The 15,836-nt window shown below is 61.3% G+C and carries 15 protein-coding genes; 9 read left to right on the top strand and 6 right to left on the bottom strand.

Annotated features, from left to right (window positions below; genetic code table 11):
- The first annotated feature begins 81 nt into the window (after window positions 1–81).
- From F4V60_RS02980 to galK, 6 genes are all read left to right on the top strand, one after another.
- On the top strand, window positions 82–534 hold the full coding sequence (locus F4V60_RS02980; RefSeq protein WP_141255973.1) for a YdcF family protein: 453 nt from the start codon (window positions 82–84) through the stop codon (window positions 532–534).
- A gap of 145 nt (window positions 535–679) precedes the next feature.
- The gene (locus tag F4V60_RS02985; RefSeq protein WP_075729269.1) at window positions 680–1,567 is read left to right on the top strand and encodes an aldose 1-epimerase family protein; all 888 of its coding nucleotides are present in this window, start codon (window positions 680–682) and stop codon (window positions 1,565–1,567) included.
- Between the two features lie 15 nt (window positions 1,568–1,582).
- Complete coding sequence (locus F4V60_RS02990) at window positions 1,583–3,244, top strand: sodium:solute symporter family protein (protein WP_075729270.1); 1,662 nt, start codon at window positions 1,583–1,585, stop codon at window positions 3,242–3,244.
- A 15-nt stretch (window positions 3,245–3,259) separates the two neighbouring features.
- Window positions 3,260–3,598 carry a hypothetical protein gene (locus F4V60_RS02995; protein ID WP_075729271.1) on the top strand — a complete coding sequence of 113 codons (339 nt, stop codon included), beginning with the start codon at window positions 3,260–3,262 and terminating at the stop codon, window positions 3,596–3,598.
- On the top strand, window positions 3,598–4,689 hold the full coding sequence (gene galT, locus F4V60_RS03000) for a galactose-1-phosphate uridylyltransferase (protein ID WP_075729272.1): 1,092 nt from the start codon (window positions 3,598–3,600) through the stop codon (window positions 4,687–4,689). The genes F4V60_RS02995 and galT overlap by 1 nt, the downstream gene beginning before the upstream one ends.
- Entirely contained in the window at window positions 4,682–5,899 is a 1,218-nt protein-coding gene (gene galK, locus F4V60_RS03005; protein ID WP_075729273.1) for a galactokinase, read from the top strand. Before galT ends, galK begins: the two co-directional genes overlap by 8 nt.
- 14 nt (window positions 5,900–5,913) lie before the next feature.
- On the opposite strand, the gene F4V60_RS03010 is transcribed toward galK, so the two are convergent.
- From F4V60_RS03010 to F4V60_RS03020, 3 genes are all read right to left on the bottom strand, one after another.
- A complete protein-coding gene (locus tag F4V60_RS03010; protein WP_075729274.1) occupies window positions 5,914–6,375 on the bottom strand; it encodes a hypothetical protein in 462 nt (153 codons plus the stop codon).
- 10 nt (window positions 6,376–6,385) lie between these two features.
- Window positions 6,386–7,429 (bottom strand): ribonuclease HI, encoded by a 1,044-nt coding sequence (locus F4V60_RS03015; protein ID WP_075731006.1) that lies wholly within the window; start codon window positions 7,427–7,429, stop codon window positions 6,386–6,388.
- 92 nt (window positions 7,430–7,521) lie between these two features.
- Entirely contained in the window at window positions 7,522–8,088 is a 567-nt protein-coding gene (locus F4V60_RS03020; RefSeq protein ID WP_075729275.1) for a TetR/AcrR family transcriptional regulator, read from the bottom strand.
- Between the two features lie 83 nt (window positions 8,089–8,171).
- Between F4V60_RS03020 and F4V60_RS03025 the strand changes: the two genes are divergently transcribed.
- Window positions 8,172–9,347 carry an acyl-CoA dehydrogenase family protein gene (locus F4V60_RS03025; protein ID WP_075729276.1) on the top strand — a complete coding sequence of 392 codons (1,176 nt, stop codon included), beginning with the start codon at window positions 8,172–8,174 and terminating at the stop codon, window positions 9,345–9,347.
- A gap of 45 nt (window positions 9,348–9,392) precedes the next feature.
- Here the strand turns inward: F4V60_RS03025 and F4V60_RS03030 are convergent, their stop codons facing one another.
- The gene (locus F4V60_RS03030) at window positions 9,393–11,633 is read right to left on the bottom strand and encodes a 3-hydroxyacyl-CoA dehydrogenase/enoyl-CoA hydratase family protein (protein ID WP_075729277.1); all 2,241 of its coding nucleotides are present in this window, start codon (window positions 11,631–11,633) and stop codon (window positions 9,393–9,395) included.
- Window positions 11,634–11,636: 3 nt separating this feature from the next.
- Window positions 11,637–12,794, bottom strand: coding sequence for a thiolase family protein (locus F4V60_RS03035; protein WP_075729278.1), 1,158 nt, complete (start codon window positions 12,792–12,794; stop codon window positions 11,637–11,639).
- 377 nt (window positions 12,795–13,171) lie between these two features.
- Here F4V60_RS03035 and F4V60_RS03040 point away from each other — a divergent pair, with 377 nt between their 5' ends.
- Both F4V60_RS03040 and F4V60_RS03045 read left to right on the top strand, forming a co-directional pair.
- Window positions 13,172–14,335, top strand: coding sequence for an NRAMP family divalent metal transporter (locus F4V60_RS03040; RefSeq protein ID WP_174775537.1), 1,164 nt, complete (start codon window positions 13,172–13,174; stop codon window positions 14,333–14,335).
- Window positions 14,335–15,123 (top strand): putative hydro-lyase, encoded by a 789-nt coding sequence (locus F4V60_RS03045; RefSeq protein ID WP_075729280.1) that lies wholly within the window; start codon window positions 14,335–14,337, stop codon window positions 15,121–15,123. Before F4V60_RS03040 ends, F4V60_RS03045 begins: the two co-directional genes overlap by 1 nt.
- Before the next feature lie 49 nt (window positions 15,124–15,172).
- Here F4V60_RS03045 and F4V60_RS03050 read toward each other — a convergent pair whose 3' ends face one another.
- Window positions 15,173–15,787: a GntR family transcriptional regulator gene (locus F4V60_RS03050; RefSeq protein ID WP_141255975.1), complete on the bottom strand. Its 615-nt coding sequence runs from the start codon at window positions 15,785–15,787 to the stop codon at window positions 15,173–15,175.
- Between the last annotated feature and the right edge of the window lie 49 nt (window positions 15,788–15,836).

Consider the following 15,836-nt stretch of genomic DNA (forward strand, 5'->3'; position numbering starts at 1 on the left):
GGATTTAAACTACTGAGCCTTGAGGCGCGGTGTCAACCCCTGGGCATTCGCCATCAATTTCGCTGGCCTATGCTCGTTGCTATGTCCCAACCTCTGCTCGTCCTTGGCGCCCGCGTTGTCGACGGCGAGCCGGGGCCCATGTTGGCGACGCGCCTAGATAAAGCGATAGAACTAGCCTCCCACCTGCCCGAACCCATCATCGTTTCAGGCAAAGGTGAGGCAGAAGCCATGCAACGCTACCTCGTTGACCACGGCATCGATCCGCGGCGCATTGTTGTTGAACTGGATGCTACGAGCACCAACGAGAACTTAGAGAGGGCTGTGCGGCTTTCCCCCGGCGCTGAACTTTTTCACGTCATTACGAGTGACTTTCACATTGTGCGCACTAGGCTGTGGGCCTGGCATTTGGGGATCCCGGTTAGGATGCACTCCGCGCGTACTCCGTGGTCATTGAAGGCGAGCAACTATCTGCGCGAGGTTGTCGCCACCCCGCACTCAGCACTGCGGGTGTTGTGGCGCAAGTGGAGGGTATGACCCCAGATTGGGCTAAAAACGGTATTTATGGATTGGCCCTAATGCTAAATTATTGCGGATTTACGCAAACGATTGACGTGCTGGTCAGCGCGGCCATAGGGTAGAGGAGGTAGGGACTTCCTCTAGCTAGAAAGGTCTAGCTCCCATGGCCAACACCTCCCCAGTCCTCGAGATTGCCGCCGGGCGCTATCGCGCCGACATAGCCACCTTCGGCGGGGGTATCAAAGCATTGACCTTTGACTCTAAGCCTCTAGTCGAGACCTATCCGGATGGCGCTTATCCGCCTTTGAGTGCAGGCGTGGTGCTCGCACCATGGCCCAACCGGGTAGAGGACGGGACATACTCGTGGCAGGGAACTAACTATCAGTTGCCCATCACGGAACCGGCTCTCAATAATGCGATTCACGGCTTCTGCAATGAAGTCGAGTGGGAGGTCAGTGAGTGCGCCCCAGCGGCTGTCGTGCTGCGCCACTCAATCGCGCCACAGTCCGGCTGGCCCTGGCAGGTGGAGGTCGAGGCGGTTTATCGCCTTGCTGACACCGGCCTGGAGGTAGTCCTGAGCGCGAGCACTCCGGAAACTCGCCCGGTGCCCTTCGCCTGCGGGCTGCACACCTATCTCTCGGCGTGCGGCGCCCCGGCCGATGAGTCCCGTCTTCATCTCCCGGTGACCAGCCATCATCTTCTCAATGAAAGGAACCTGCCTACAGGAGCCTTCGACAAGCGCAGCATCGTGGACCAAGCCATCGCTGAGGTGGAATGGGACGATTGCTTCCACGGGCCCGAAGGACTCGTGGCGGAATACACCTGCGCCGGACAAGGCGTGCGCCTGGAAATGGGACCGGGGCTGCAATGGGTACAGCTCTACACTCCCCGCGACTACCCAGGGCGCGGGCGCGCCCTGGCCGTGGAGCCCATGAGCGCGCCGCCTAATGCTCTCCATGATGGCGTTGATATTGCCACCATCGATTCCGAGACTCCTGTTGCGTATCGCATCCATCTCAGTGCTCTGGAAACAGGGCGCACCATCTCTTAGAAAGGCAGCCTGACCATGGATACTGCTGAATCTGTATTAAGACTCGACGCCACTTGGGTGGACTACCTCCTCGTGGCCGTCTACTTCCTGTTCGTCCTGGGAATCGGGTGGGCGGCCAAGGCCCGCGTGTCCTCGTCCATTGACTTCTTCCTCTCCGGGCGTGGTTTGCCCGCCTGGGTCACCGGCCTCGCCTTCGTCTCCGCCAACCTCGGTGCCGTGGAGATCATCGGCATGTCCGCCAATGGCGTGGAATACGGTTTCCAGACCATGCACTACTTCTGGATCGGCGCCGTGCCCGCCATGGTTTTCCTGGGTATCGTCATGATGCCCTTCTACTATGGCTCAAAGGTACGTTCCGTCCCGGAGTTCATGCGGCGCCGCTTCGGTAACGCCGCGCACCTGGTCAACGCGATTTCCTTCGCGGTGGCGCAGCTCCTTATCGCCGGCGTTAACCTTTACCTGCTGGCCACCATCGTGGAGGCCCTCCTGGGCTGGCCCATGTGGGTGGCGCTGCTGCTCGCCGGCATCATTGTCTTGTCCTACATCACGCTGGGCGGTCTCTCCGCGGCCATCTACAACGAGGTTCTTCAGTTCTTCGTCATCGTGGCCGCGCTGGCGCCGCTGACCATCATCGGCCTCAACCGCGTTGGCGGCTGGGAGGGTCTCAAGAACTCCGTGGCGAATGAATCCCACTTCCATACCTGGCCCGGAACGGATATTTCCGGCTTCGAAAACCCGGTGTGGTCCGTCATCGGCATCGTCTTGGGTCTGGGCTTCGTCCTCTCCTTTGGCTACTGGACCACCAACTTCGTTGAGGTGCAACGCGCAATGGCCTCCGAGTCCATCTCCGCGGCGCGCAGGACCCCCATCATCGGTGCTTTCCCGAAGATGTTCATCCCCTTCCTCGTGGTCATCCCCGGCATGGTGGCCTCGGTCACGGTGGGGGATCTGATGGAAAAGCGCGCCGAACCCAATGACGCGATCCTGCTGCTCATGCGCGATCTGCTGCCTAATGGCTTACTTGGCGTTGCCATCGCAGGCCTATTGGCCTCCTTCATGGCCGGCATGGCCGCCAATATTTCCGCCTTCAACACCGTCATCTCCTATGACATCTGGCAGGCCTACGTGGTCAAGGATCGCCCGGACGAGTATTACCTGAAGTTCGGGCGCCTAGCCACGGTCGGCGCGACGATTATCGCCATGTTCACTGCCCTTCTGGCGCAGAACTTCGGCAACATCATGGACTACCTGCAGACCCTGTTCGGCTTCTTCAACGCGCCGCTGTTTGCAACCTTCATCCTGGGTATGTTCTGGAAGCGCATGACCCCGCACGCCGGCTGGTCTGGCCTGGTGGCAGGTACTACCTCCGCCATTGCGTTCTGGTACGTGGCCACGTTTACGGAGGCCTCAGCCTCCATCTTCAACCTGCCGGGACAAGGCACCGCCTTCGTCGCCGCGGGTGTGGCCTTTAGCGTCGACATCATCGTCTCCGTGATTGTCACCATGTTCACCACGCCAAAGCCCGACTCGGAGCTCGTCGGCTTCGTCTCCTCCGTGACCCCGAAGGATCACTTCGAGGACTACACCGAAAAGTCCCTGCCCTGGTACAAGCAAACTGTACCTCTGGGCGTCATCTGTTTAGCCATGGCCGTTGGCCTCAACGTCATATTTGCTTAAGCAAGGAGCTCAACAATGTCTGAAAAAACTCCAGCAGCACAAGGAACCTCGCAGCAGCATGCCGGCGCATTCGATCTGCGCAACGTCATCGGCGCCCTCCTCGGGCTCTACGGGATCGTCTTGATTGCCTGCTTCTTCTTCCTTGATCCCGGCATCAACCCAGATACCGGCTCGCTCAAAGAACCCGCTGACAACCTCTATTCTGGGCTGGCAATGCTGGCGGTCGCCGCCATCATGATGCTGTGGGCAAGGCTGCGGCCCATCGTTGTGGATACCAGCGCCGCTCAAGACGCGGCTGGTGATCCGGCTGCCGCCTCCGGGGCTGCGGCAAACTCGAATGCAGGGAGAGACTAATGCTAAAAATTACTCCATCCACCCTGGCAGATGGACGCGAGATCATCTACTTCGATGACACCGAGTACAGCGACCGCATCCTGGTGGATTCTCGCGACCTCCCTCAGGTTCATCCGGCCTCAGAGATGCGCCGCGATCCTCTCACGGGGGAGTGGGTGGCCTTCGCCGCTCACCGCATGAACCGCACCTTTATGCCTCCGGCCAACGAGAACCCGCTCGCACCCACGCAGCCAGGCCAGCTGCCCACCGAGATCCCCAGCCCCAGCTACGATGTCGTGGTTTTTGAAAACCGCTTTCCCTCTTTCTCCATGGCGATGGAGGATTATGACAACGATCTCGACGGCATGGGCCTTGTGCCCCAACGCCCGGCCAAGGCGCGCTGCGAGGTGGTGTGCTTTACCTCCGATCCGCAATTGAGCTTTAGAGACTTGCCGGTTAGCCGCATCCGCACCGTCATCGATGTATGGGCACACCGCACCGCGGCACTCTCACAGCTGCCGGGCGTGGCCCAGGTATTCCCCTTTGAGAATCGTGGCAAGGAGATCGGGGTAACTCTGCAGCACCCGCACGGGCAGATCTACTCCTACCCCTTCTTAAGCCCACGCATGAGCAACATCGTGGCTTCCGCACAGGCGTACGATGGCGATCTTTTCCAGGACATCCTGGACAAGGAACGCGCTGTAGGAAACCGCATCATCGAGGTCACCGAGCATTTCACCGCCTACGTTCCGGCCGCGGCCAAGTGGCCGGTGGAGGCCATGGTCGTGCCCAATGCCTATGCCGCCGACTTCACCGAGCTCTCCGAGTCCCAGCGCGATGACCTTGCCGGGTTGCTCAAGCGCCTTTATGGTGCAGTTGATCGTTTCTTCGAAGACGTGGAGAAGACCCCCTATATTGCCGGGTGGAATCTGGCACCGGTCGATCCGGCGCTGCGCGGGAGCGTGCGCATGCACCTGCAGCTCTTCTCCCTCATGCGCTCTCCCAACCGCATGAAGTTCCTGGCTGGTTCCGAATCCTCCCAAGGGGTGTGGATCAATGACACCACCCCGGAGAAGATCGCCGCCCGTTTCCGGGAGGTGTGGGATGCCTAACTGGATCAATACCCGCGATGACGCCCAGCTCGTCACTGATGCCCAGGCCTTGTTCACCAAGAGTTTTGGGTCGGCGCCCGCCGGAGTGTGGGCCGCACCCGGTCGCGTCAACCTTATTGGTGAGCACGTGGATTATGCGGGGGGCCTTTCCATTCCCTTTGCTCTCGAGCAAAACACCGCCGTGGCCGTCGCCCCGCGCACGGATGGCGTGCTCCGAATGGTCTCCGAGCTGGAGGATAACTCCGCCGTGACGGAGATCCCCTTGGATAAGGTCGGCCCGGGTTCTCCCGCCGATTGGTCCGGCTACGTTGCCGGTTCCGTCTGGGCGGGGCTGCAAGTCGGGGTGATTCCCACCTGCACGGGCTTGGATATCGCGATTGTCTCAGACGTCCCCATCGGCTCGGGGCTGTCTAGCTCCGCGGCGTTGGAGTGCTCCGTGGCTCTTGCCGCCTTCGAACTGGCCACGGGCCGTTCCCCTGCTGACGAGGAGCGCCGGCGTCTGGTCCAGGCGTGCATGCGCGCAGAGAACGAGGTCGTTGGTGCCTCGACGGGCGGCCTCGACCAGAACGCCAGCTTCTTTGGCAAACGCGGGTACGCCTTGGTGCTGGACTTTCGCTCCGGCGAACTCACGCGCGTTCCCTTCGATCTGGCCTCGCGGGGGATGGTGCTTCTCATCGCCGATACCAATGCCCCGCACACGCTTAGCGACGGCCAGTACGCCTCCCGCCGCGGCGTCATCGACGCGGTGCAGCACGCGCTGACCCCAGGAGGGACGGGCACCATTCGGGACATCCCCGATGCCGCTGCGGCCGCTGCCCAGTGGGCACGCGACAACGGCGAAGACGCGGAGCTTACCAGCCGACGGGTGCGCCACGTGGTCGAGGAAACCGCGCGCACCCAGGAGGTGGCGCATCTGCTCGAAGAGGGAGACATCGACGGCGTGCGTGAGCGGATGCGTGACAGCCACATTTCGTTGCGTGATCTCTACCAGGTCACCACTCCTGAGCTCGACTCCGCCTTCCATGCCGCTGGCGAGTTGGGTGCGCGCATGACTGGTGGCGGCTTTGGCGGCGCGGTCATTGCCTTGATAGACCGCGACGTTGTGGATGACACCGCCGCAGCTATTGCCTCCGCGGCCGCTAAACACGGCTTCCCAGAGCCCACCTTCCTTATCGCCCGGCCAGGAGAAGGGGCGCGCCGCCTGCGCTAGGCGCTGACTAAGAACTAGACAAAGAGCAGGAGCAGAACCGCTACGGTCCACACCAAGGGCCAGTAGCGTTTCTGCGCAACCTTGGACTCGCCGCGGTTGTTCCAGGACATGAACAGGTACCAGGCACTGGGGAGAAGGAAGAATAGCCCGGCTCCATGTTCAGCATCATCGAGCGCACCAATGCCAACCAACAGGAAGAACACCGCAGCGATGCCCTTGAACCACGAGAAGCGGTAGATCTTTCCACCCCGGGCGACGTCTTCCTCATTGATTAAGGGCTCGGCGTAGTCAGAAACCTCCGGAATAGAGTGCGTTGTCGGGTCTAGAGCTGGGTAGGGAGCAGGCGCCGGAACAGGATTTGGAACGCTCTCTGGAACAGGGCTTGGGGAAGGCACCGCAAAGGGATTATCAAGGGGCTTCTTCCCGGCGGAATCCTCCGGCTCCAGAAAAGGGTTGGGCGGGGTGGGGTTGCTCATGCCTTTAAGCCTAAAGCCTATTGAGGGCTTTGTTAATTCCCGCGATGAGCGTGGGCCGCGCCTGCTTGAGCGGATGGGCTATGGCGCGCAATCCCATGTAGGCAATTTGATCGGCGGCGCGGTTGAGCGGATCCCCGGCATGCCCGAGCACGCGGCGAATCTCTACCGAGCACGTGCCTTGTACATCAAACCAGGCCTGTTGGAAACGCGAGCGTGAGCCGGAGCTTAGACCACGCCAGCGCCGCCTCGAGTGAGTTGCCTTGGAATTGTGTTTGTGGGCTATTTCCTCGACTGCCTCTAGCGCGGCCACCGAATCGGATTCGATGATGGCTGAGGTGGCGCCCACCTTGAGCAGGTACTTCAAAGCCATGGTCAAGGATTCCAGCTCGAGTTCATCCGTGCCTGCGGAAGTCTCCTGGGTGCGCAGGCGGTAATCGCCGTTGGCGGCCACGAAACACATCGAACCTTTAAAGACGGTATCTGAGGAGGCGTCGGTGGCCAGGCGCACGGTCGCGCCCTGGGGCCAGGAAGATGCCTGGGAGAAATTAGGCCACCAATGCGCGCGGGGTGTCTCTACCTTGTTGACCTCTTTCTTCTTCGGTGCCTCACCCTTCTTCTTGGCCTCGCGGGCGGTGCGGGCTGCCTCGTTGCGCCGGGCGGTGCTGGCGCTATTCGAAGCCCTGTTTTCCTCCGCGAAGCTTCCCGTCACGCTAAGCCCGCGCTTTTCCAACGCCGCGCGTAAAGCCGGCTGGCGCCGGCCGGTAACGATCCACTTCTTGCCCTTGAGGCCGGCGGTGGCGCGGTCGTACTCTCTAAGGGCGACGGCGACAATATCCCCGGACTTGATCGTTCCTTTGCGCACGAAGCGCGTCGATTTAGTGGAGACGGAGATGACCCAGCCCTCCACCTTGCCGCTGGGGGCGCAGTCCCAGCGCTCGTCCCACAAGGCAACGGCCACGTGGACTGGGGAATCGATCATGGCCTGGGTGATCTTGCGCGTGCCGTAGGTGCGCGATTGCGTGCCCGTTAAGGCAGAAAGGTCGAGTGGTTCCATCGCTTTCAAGTAAACCATTCTCGGTGCTCGTGGGTTAAACCTTTCGTAGGTGGGTCCCCGTTGGGCCGCAGCCTGGGGTGGGGCGGTGGGGACTATGTCTCGATGCCGAGCTGTCTGAGAGCGAAGCGCCCGTACATGTCTCCCAGTTCCTCTGGGGAGTAGGCGCCGTCCGGGCTGTACCACTGGGCAACGCCGATACCCATATCGATGAGTGCCCAGCAGGCAATCTTCAGGTCCTCGGCGCTGAAGTCCCCCGAGTCAACCACACGAATCCACCTGGCAACGTAGTCCTTGCGCAGCTGTACTACTACAGCGCGGGAGGGATCTTCGAGGTTGTGGAGCTCGGCATTGACTACTCGCACGCGTTTGGCATGCGTGGCGTGGAATATGACGTGGGTGCGCATGATGGAAAAAAGCTTCTCCTCCGGTGTGGATGGGTGGGCTAATGCCGCCGCGTTGGCGCGCAGCAGCTCTTCCATGGTGCTTATGGTTACTGCGGCCAGAAGCTCCTGCTTGGAGCGGAAGTGGTTGTAAAGGCTGGAGGCGCGCATTCCTACGGCGGCGGCGATGTCTCCCATGCCGGTGCCATGGTAGCCGCGGCTATCGAAGAGGTCTAAGGCGGCGGCGGCAATTTGCTGGCGGCGTTGTTCATTGGCCATGGCTGGGTATTCTCCCTCTTGACAGGTGATGAGGTCTGCATCACAATCATAGGCTAATGATGATTCGTATTAGGAGGAGAAAAGTGTCCCATAATCACCTTGTAGCCACGACCGATCTGCTTGGCGTATTCGATGATATATCAGGAGAAGATGCCGAGGTCTGGCAGGATGCTAGGACTTTTGGCAGCGAGTGTCTGCCGCTTATTAATGACTACTGGGAGCGGGGCGAATACCCGCTCGCCCTCGTGCGTAGGCTGGGAGAACTTGATCTGCTCAGCGATGGCTTGGCAGTGCCCGGGCACCGCCACATGTCCATCTTGGCCGCCGGATTGACTCTCATGGAGGTCTCGCGCGCCGATGCGTCTATGGGAACCGTCATTGCGGTGCAGGCCGGCCTGGCCATGCGTTCCATCGATCTTCTCGGATCGCAGGAGCAGCGCGAGCGTTGGCTGCCGGGTATGGCGGAGGGAAAGCTGCTCGGAGCATTCGGCCTCACCGAGCCCGACCACGGCTCGGATTCCATTGCCCTCGAGACTACCGCCGTGCGCGCAGATGGTGGCTGGGTCCTCAACGGCAACAAGCGGTGGATAGGAAATGGCTCGGTGGGTGATGTCACCGTCATTTGGGCACGCACCGAGCAAGGGGACGTTTCCGGATTCCTCGTTCCCCAAGGAAGCCCCGGCTACCACGCCACCACTCAGACGGGGAAGCTTTCGCTGCGCGCCATCAAGCAGGCAGAGATTCACCTGGAAGACTGCTTTGTGCCGGATTCAGCCCAACTGCCGCAGGCACGCAGCTTCAAAGACACCGCCCGCGTGCTCACCTCCACCCGCACCGGCGTGGCGTGGATGGCCTTGGGCTGCGCCATTGCCTGCTACGAGAGCGCTCGTATTCACGTGCTGGAGCGCCAGCAATTCGGGCGCCCGTTGGCGCAATCCCAGATCATTCAGCAGCGCCTTGCCAATATGGTTATTGATCTCGGCCAGATGGCGCTGACCTGTAGGGAAGTGGCTCGGCGCGAGAGTCTAGGTACCTTGCGTCCCGAGCAGGCTTCCGTGGCTAAGGTGCACAATACGCGTGCCGCGCGGCGCATTGCCGCCGATGCGCGCGACATGCTTGGGGGAGTGGGAATCCTCTTGGAAAACAATGTGGCGCGGCACTTTGCCGATCTGGAGGCGCTGCATACCTACGAGGGAACGGATACCATTCAGTCCCTCATCATTGGCAAGAAGATCACGGGTTTCTCCTCCTATAAGTAGGAGAAACCCGTCGGGGAAGGAAGGTGCGGGGTCGCTGCTCGAGCGCTAGTTGTGCAGCGGCTTGCGGGTGCGCGCCATGTGCAGGGCCCGCTCCACATTGGCTGGCATGAGCAGGAGTGGGACATCGAAGGCCACCTCCCGCTCGGCGAATTGCCTGAAGGTCAGCTCGCCTGTGCCGGTGTACATACGCGCAAGCTGGGCGGCGATGGCGTGGTCATTGGCGGTTGTATTCTCCAGGGGCCACTCGCGGTCGAGTGCCGGGCCAGAATAAAGCGGCAGGAACTCATCGGCAGGAGGGGTGTAGTCGGCGGCCAAGGCTGCGGCCTCCTCGAGGGCACGGGCAAGAATCCGGTCGAAGGAGAGCAGCACCACGTCCGTCGGGCGCAGGAGCCCATCGCGGCGCGCGGCAAAGGCATTGGGGGCGGGACGCGTGGCGGTGATGAAGTTGAAGGCGCGTTGATGGGCATTGGATACCCCCGCTGCCCGCAGACGGCTGAGCAACGCCACTGTGCCCGTCCAACCGGGATAAAGACCCACGTTGAGCTCGGGGAAGGCCAGGCGCGCATCGGCGTGGAGGACTAGGCGGTCACAGGCCAGGGCCATTTCGAAGCCGCCGCCGAGGGCGACCCCGCGCACCGCCCCGATCACGGGGATGGGGCAGTACTTGAGCCCTAGTAGCGCCTGGGATCCGGCGTTGAGGACCGCGGATATCTCGGTGGCAGACGCGGATTCGGCGGCCGCGGCAAGGGAGGGAAGATCCGCCCCGGCACTAAAGACAGGCTTGTCGTTGCCAATGACAAGGGCTGCAATGGCGTGGGGTTCTATCGCGTCGAGGGTGGAGTGGATAAGCGCGATGGCCTCATTGGAAAGCGAGTTAAGCGGGGTATGGAAATCAAGGATGGCCACGTTGTTGTCCAGCAGGTGCAGCGCCCCGGCCGGGCTAGTCAGCAGGGTGTGCGCTTTCTCGCGCACGGTGGCAAGGGTGACCACGCCGGCGGATACTTCTGGTGTTAGCGGCTCGCCGCTAGAGCTAAGAACCTTGCCCTCGGGGTAGAAGCCGCCCGCGGCTGCAGCATCCACAAGTAGCTGGGGAGGAGTGTCATAGGCTGTAATGAGCCAGTCCAGGCCGATCTCATCTGCGAGCTCGAAGATGCCTTTCTTCCAGCCGAAGCCGAGGCGAAACCCCTCATCAATAAGGCCCACGTGCTCGGCTATTTCGGGGGCGACTTCGCAACAATAGGAAAGGGTGTTGAGGAAGAGCGCGCGTGCAAAGCGGCCGCCGGGGGAATCTGTCGACATGACCTCGCGGGGATCCTTGAGCCCGATGACTGGGTCCTCGGGGCTTTTGCGAGCCACGTAATTAAAGTCGGCACCGATGACTTCATCGCGCCCGCGATAAAAGCCCTCGGAGACTTTTCCTCCTGAGCCTGCGCTGCGCCCGGTATGGCCGCGCTTGACTAGCTCCGCGATGAATTCGTCGGTGCCCAGCGGGACGCTAAACATACGGTCGCCTGGGTCCAGGGCATTCTCAAGCGAATTCCAGATCGGGGCGACGAGCTGCAGGCCGATGTAGTCGAGCAGACCAAAGATGCCGGTGCGGGGGATGCCGAAGGCGCGGCCGAAAGCGGCGTCGGCAAGCGCATAATCAATGTCAAACTCGCGGGCGCGAAAAACTCCGCAGGCCAGCCAATAGCAACCCACGCGGTTGGCAATAAACCCCGGGGTATCGCGGCAGGGGAGAGCAGTCTTGCCAAGGTCTACCTCGATGATTCGGCGCAGCGTGTCGGCCGTAGTTGAAGTCTCGTCCGTACTGCTATTGACCACCAGCTCCACCAGCGGCATGACCTTAGGGGGATTGAAGAAGTGGGTGATGGCAAAACGCTCGCGCCGGGTGGGGGCTACCCCTTCTACCAGCGCGGAAAGCGGCAGTGTCGAGGTATTGGAGCTCACAATCGCGGTGGGCGAAAGGTGTGCTTCGATGGCGGTGTAGAGGGAGTGCTTCGCGCTGAGATCCTCAAAAATAGCCTCGATGATCCAATCGCAATCCTCCAACAGCGCATAATCTGAACCGGTGCTTATCCGTGCGGCATCCTCCTCGAGGTAGAAACCTCCTCGCTTGAGTTGCGTTTCTACCCCGCGCGCAGCGGCGTCGGCGTCCTGATCGAGCAGGACTACCTCCATCCCTGCCGAGGCGCAGAGCGCGGCGATGCCTGTGCCCATGGAACCCGCGCCGATGACGGCGACTTTCGGCTGCGGAGCCGAACCATTCTGCAAGTTTGTGTTCATGATCTATGCCTCCTCGTTTTCGATGATGACGGCGATGCCTTGGCCGCCGCCGATGCACATGGTGATGAGCCCGTAGCGCAGGCCGTGGCGGCGCAGCGCGTAGAGCATGCGCACCGCCAAGATGGCGCCGGTGGCCCCGATGGGGTGGCCGTGCGCGATGGCGCCGCCGTAGATATTGGTCTTGTCCGGATCGAAGTTCAGGCCGCGCGAGACCGCAATGGCCTGGGCTGCGAAGGCCTCGTTGGATTCGATGAGGCCGATATCATCGAGGCTCAATCCGGCCTTATTTAGCGCCTTGGGCACCGCGGCTAGGGGTCCGAGGCCCATGCGGGAGGGATCAACTCCGCCAATTCCCCAGCTGACGAGCCTGCCCAGGGATTCCAAGCCACGTTCGTAGACCTCCGTGTCGGTGGCGAGCACCACCGCGGCGGCGCCGTCATTGAGTCCGGAGGAGTTGCCGGCGGTGACGGTGCCCTCAGTGGTGAAGGCTGGGCGCAGGCTGGCGAGCTTGGCAAGGTCTGTCTCCCGCACCGCCTCGTCGTGGTGCAGTTCTGCCACGCTGAGAATTTCTTCTGTCTCGGCTCCTGACTCTTGGGCCTTTTTGGCCCGCTGCTGGGACTGCGCGGCGAACTCGTCTTGCTCGCGCCGGCTAATGGCGCTGTCGGCAGCGACGTTCTCTGCAGTTACCCCCATGTGCCCAGTGCCGAAGGGGCACGTCAACGCGCCGGTGAGCCAGTCATAGGCCACCCCGTCACCCAGGCGTTTTCCTTGGCGCATGCTGGCGATGGAAAAGGGTGCGTTAGACATTGACTCCACGCCGCCTGCTAGCGCGAGTGTGCCGTCGCCGAAGTTTAAGGATTGCGCGGCGGAGACGATTGCTTGCAGGCCGGAACCGCACAGGCGGTTGACTCCCAACGCAGTGGAGCTATCGGGCAGGCCAGCGCCGAGCGCGATAGTGCGGGAAATGTAGAGATCTTGGGGCGTTGTGGGCAGGACGTTGGCAATGACGGCAGTTTCAATCTCGGCGGGCTCCAGATGTGAGCGAGAGATGGCCTCGGCTGCGGCGGCGATTCCCATCTCCTGCAGGCTCATGCGAGAAAGCGAACCGCCGAATTTTCCAATGGGCAGCCGCGCCGCTCCTACGAAGTGAATGTCTTGCATCGTCCCTGGCCCTCCAATATACGAATCATCATTAGTTAAAAATGAATCCTACGTCACATTCATGGGGGGTGCAATGGCGCTCCTTCTTGGTAGATGTCAGCGGTGGTGGGTTGCGGGTTGGTCCTGTGGCGCTACCTCTGTGCAGTGCGGGCGGGGTCATATTTTAGGCCATCTTCTATCCCCGCGATACATGTTGACCTGCGGTATTAAAATCTATCGGTCGATAGGCCTTCCGTTATTGTTGAACAACCCCATATGATGATCCGCATTAGAAAAGTGCGACCCACATCACCTGAGAGGTTCCCATGAGCGCTGAAACATCTAAAACGTCTAATGAAAGTCCAGTGGAGGTGAAAGCTCCACGCGGAGTTGGGGTCATGGCCGGTGCCATGTTCCTCATGGCCACATCTTCCATTGGGCCGGGCTTCTTGACTCAAACCTCGGTGTTTACCGTGCAGATGGGTGCGGCCTTCGCCTTTGCAATCTTGTTGAGCATCATCGTGGACATTTCGATTCAGCTCAACGTTTGGCGCGTGCTGTGTGTCTCGGGCATGCGCGCTAACGAGCTGGGAAACACCGTCCTGCCCGGCCTGGGTTGGTTCCTTGCCATCCTGGTATTCATCGGCGGCGTCGTCTTCAATATAGGCAACATCGCCGGCTCGGGCTTGGGCCTCAACGCCATGCTGGGCATCGATGCCCGCATAGGCTCGGTCATCGCCGCAGCAATAGCCATCTTCATATTCCTATCTAAGCGCGCTGGCGTGGCCCTCGACCGCATTGTGGCGGCACTGGGCGCCATCATGATCTTGCTCATGCTCTATGTGGCCATCGTCTCCCAACCGCCGGTGGGAGAAGCATTGAAGAATACGATCATGCCTGAGCACATTGACTTCTTCGTTATCACCACCTTGATCGGCGGCACGGTCGGTGGCTACATCACCTTCGCTGGCGCACACCGCCTCATCGACTCCGGAATGACCGGACCCGAGCACCTCAAAGACATCACCACGACCTCGGTGACGGGAGTCATCATCACCGGCATTATGCGTGTCTTGCTCTTCTTGGCTGTGCTCGGAGTAGCCTCCACCGGCGTGGCATTGTCTAAGGACAACACCGCGGCAGATGCTTTCTTCCAGGCCGCGGGCGAGTTTGGTCTCCGTGCCTTCGGCGTGGTCCTCTTCGCCGCCGGTCTTTCCTCCGTCATCGGCGCTTCCTATACCTCCATTTCCTTCGTCACTACGCAGAAGGTCGCGCCGCGCACCCGCAGCTTCCTCACCGTCGGTTTCATCGTGGCCTGCACCATCCTCTTCATCCTGTTGAACTCCGCACCGCAAAAGCTCCTCATCTTCGCGGGTGCCTTCAACGGCATCATCTTGCCCATCGCTTTCGCCATGATCATGTGGGTTGCTTTCCGACGCCGCGATCTCCTTGGAGGCGTCAAACAACCAGCTTTCCTCTTGGTTATCGGCCTCATCGCTTTGGTGCTCGAAATCTACATCGGTGTCAACTCCATCGCCGGCATCATGAAGCTGTGGGCCTAATGTCTAACAATCCCCGCACCCTCACCCCGGCCCAGGTCCGCGAGCTGGCCCGCCACGAGGCGCTGCCAACGACCGCCGGCTATGCCGATGGATACGTCCAGGCAAACCTATTGGCCGTGCCGCAGGAGTATGCCTTTGATTTCCTGCTCTACGCCCAGCGCAATCCCAAGCCCTGTCCCATCATCGGCGTGCTCGAGGCCGGTCAGCTCAATTCGGAGCTTCTGCCCGGGGGCGACATCCGCACAGATATTCCCGGTTATCGCGTCTTCCGTGACGGGGAGCTGGTTTCTGAGCCAGCAGTGGTGAACGCGGAATGGGAAGAGGACATGGTGGCATTCCTCATCGGATGCTCTTTTACCTTCGAATCCGCACTGCAGGACAATGGCATCTCATTGGCGCATATTGATCAGGGCCGCAACGTGCCGATGTATCGCACCTCCATCGCTACCACCCCGGCGGGAGTATTCTCCGGGCCTATGGTGGTTTCCATGCGTCCAGTTCCCGCGAATCAGGTGGCGGACGCGGTGCGTATTACCTCGCGCTATCCCTCGGTCCACGGCGCTCCGGTGCACGTGGGGGACCCCGCGCAGCTAGGCATCGCTGATTTATCCCGCCCAGACTTCGGTGACGCCGTGGACATCCCGGTGGGCCACATCCCAGTCTTTTGGGCCTGCGGGGTCACGCCCCAAGCGGCGGTGATGAACTCGCGCCCGCGCCTGGCCATTACCCATCAGCCGGGCAAGATGCTCGTTACTGATGCCCGCGACTTGGCCTATCAGATCCCCTAGACCGCAGCAGCGGGGGGACGGCTGACCTAGACCTAGACGCAGCCCGAGCCTAGAGCACCGCGAGGATTCTGCGGCACGTCGCCAGCAGAGCCTCGCGGGCCACGGCGGCGGCCGCGTCGCGCTCACCAGCGGCGATATACTCGGCCAGGCGGATATTTCCGGGCACGTGCTCCACGTGTAGGGAAGGGTAGCGCGGCAGCGCGAGCAAGAAGGTCAGGCGCATGCGGGCGAGGAGGTTATCCATCTGCTCATCCAGCGTGGGCGAACCCAGCCCTGCGACAAGCCGGCGGTGGAAGTTCTGATTAATGCTGGAGATAACCTGGTGCTCCTCGGCCTCGACGTGGGCCTGCGCCGAGGAGGCCAAGTCCACTAGCTCACTAGGATTGGGGAACTCGCCCCAGAGCACTGCGGCCGGCTCTATGGCGGCGCGCGCGGTAAAGAGGTCCTTGACGAAGGCGGCATCCGGGGTGGCTATGAAGACTCCGCGGTTGGGGATCCGCGTGACAAGGCGCTCTGCGGTGAGCTCGCTAAAGGCCTCCCGCAGCGTATTGCGAGAGCAATGAAAGCGCTCGGCGGCCTTAACCTCACTGAGCTGTTGGCCCGGCGAGAAGTAGCCACCGGAGATGGCGGAGCGAATCGAGGCGGCCACAGACTGAGAAAGCATGCGCACGAGTCTATCCAAGCCACCGGTGCAGTTCGAACTCTTCCGTAGT

Source organism: Corynebacterium flavescens (assembly GCF_008693105.1).
GTDB classification, from domain to species: Bacteria; Actinomycetota; Actinomycetes; order Mycobacteriales; family Mycobacteriaceae; genus Corynebacterium; species Corynebacterium flavescens.